1 protein-coding gene is annotated in these 2,294 nt (G+C 62.2%); it reads left to right on the top strand.

Translation table 11 applies throughout. The features are described 5' to 3' along the window. Positions 1 to 2,294: DUF4082 domain-containing protein (locus tag JF66_RS24745; RefSeq protein WP_035880614.1), on the top strand; the 2,294-nt coding region annotated here is incomplete at both ends.

Below are 2,294 nucleotides of genomic sequence, written 5' to 3'. Positions count from 1 at the left end.
ACTTCTACCCGGGTGGGGTAAACGGCCGCGCCTACAAAGTGAGTTACAACCGGCCCTTCAACACCCGCGCCGGATCGACATCGCGGGACTTCTACTTTGGCAGCGAGTACCCGCTGGTGCGCTTTATGGAGAAGAACGGGTACGACGTCACGTACTACTCCGGAGTGGATACCGATCGGCTCGGCGCAGGATTGCTCAACCACAGAGTCTTTCTGTCGGTGGGCCACGATGAGTATTGGTCTGCCCAGCAACGTGCCAACGTGGAGGCGGCGAGGGACGCCGGGGTGAACCTGCAATTCCTGTCCGGGAACGAGATGTACTGGCACACGCGCTTCGAGCCCTCCACCGACGGTTCCTCCGTGTCCCACCGAACTCTGGTCAGTTACAAGGAAACGTGGGCGAACGCCAAGATCGATCCTTCGGCTGAATGGACAGGAACCTGGCGCGATCCCCGATTTGCCTCCCCGGAGAACGGTGCGGGACGGCCGGAAAACAACCTCACCGGCACGTTCTATGTCTCGAATGCCTCCGATCTGCCCGTGACCGTGAGTTCTGAGGAGGGCAAGCGGCGTCTGTGGCGCGATACCGGCCTCGAGAACCTGCCCGCCGGATCGTCTGAGGCCCTCGCTCCGCACACCGTCGGTTACGAATCCAACGAAGACGTCGACAATGGCTTTCGTCCGGCCGGGCTGATTCGGCTGTCCACAACCACGGGGCCGGTGTCCCAATCCATGCTCGACTTTGGAAACACGGTTGGGCCCGGCGAGACGACGCACCATCTCACGCTCTATCGGGCGTCGAGCGGAGCGTTGGTGTTCTCTGCCGGCAGTGTGCAGTGGACGTGGGGGCTGGATCAGGAGCATGACGGCAACGGCGCTCCAGCCGATGCGCGTATGCAGCAGGCCCAGGTCAACCTTCTCGCCGATATGGGAGCGCAGCCTGAGACCCTCGAGCCTGGACTCGTACCAGCGACGGCCAGCTCTGATGCCACGGCCCCCGTCACGACGATCACGTCCCCCGTGGACGGGGTAGAAGTCGCAAACGGTGCGACCGTCGTGGTGACCGGTACGGCAACGGATGAAGGCGGAGTGGTCGCTGGGGTCGAGGTCTCGACGGATGGCGGCGCGAGCTGGCATCCCGCGACGGGTACCACCGCATGGTCGTACTCCTACGTTCAGGCAGGAATCGGTTCGCAATCTGTGCGGGTGCGAGCCGTTGATGACAGCGCGAACTATGCCGACACGGCGGCGACCGTCGGGGTGACGGTTGGCGGACCCTTCACGGTTTTTGGATCGACTGTGCCGGTGACAGTTGACGCCGGGGACCATGATTCCTACGAGCTCGGTCTGCGCTTCACCCCAGCGATTGACGGGGAGATATCGGGAGTGCGGTTCTACAAGAGCGACTTGAACGTCGGAGTCCATACGGGCACGTTGTGGTCATCCGATGGCGTCATTCTTGCCTCGGCGACATTCACGGAAGAAACCGCCTCGGGGTGGCAGAGCGTGAGCTTCTCTGGTCCTGTTCCCGTGGTGGCTGGCCGAACCTATGTCGTGTCCTATTCCGCGCCGAACGGACATTATTCAGCGGAGAACTACCACTGGGCGTATCGCGGGGATACCACGGGGCCATTGCTGATAGCGGGCGGTTTTGGGGCCGACCCAGCCGGCGTTTTCAACGCCAGGGGAACCTTTCCCACAGCGTCCTACCACGGGTCGAATTACTACGTCGACGCGATCTTCTCAGATGTCCTGACCCCGACTCCCACGCCGACTCCCACGCCGACCCCCACACCGACGCCGGGTGACGGTGGATCGTTGTTGGGCAATGAGGTTCCGGCGGTTGCGGTGGCTGCGGGGGAATCCTCTCCGGTCGAGTTGGGAATGTCCTTCACGTCGTCGACGGCCGGGTCTGTGACGGGTATTCGTTTTTACAAGGGATTGGGGAACAACGGCACGCATGTGGGTAATTTGTGGTCGTCGTCGGGTGTGAAGTTGGCGTCGGTGACCTTTTCGGCGGAAACGGCCTCGGGATGGCAGAGTGCAGCCCTGTCGACGCCGGTTGTGCTGACGCCCGGTGAGACGTACACGGTGTCGTATTTGGCGCCGCAGGGTGGATATTCGTATACGGCGGGGTATTTTCAGACGGCGAAGACCAGTGGAACGCTGACGGCAGCGGCCTCAGCGAATGGCCGGTTCCGATACGGAACAGGCGGCGGTTTTCCGACGTCGTCATTCAACTCCACGAACTACTTCGTCGATGTGACATTCGTCATGGATCCCACCCCGACGCCC

Origin of the sequence: Cryobacterium sp. MLB-32 (assembly GCF_000738085.1) — a bacterium.
Taxonomy (GTDB): Bacteria; Actinomycetota; Actinomycetes; order Actinomycetales; family Microbacteriaceae; genus Cryobacterium.
Note: the sequence above shows the minus strand (reverse complement) of the source record. Positions and strands in the feature narration are given on the sequence as shown.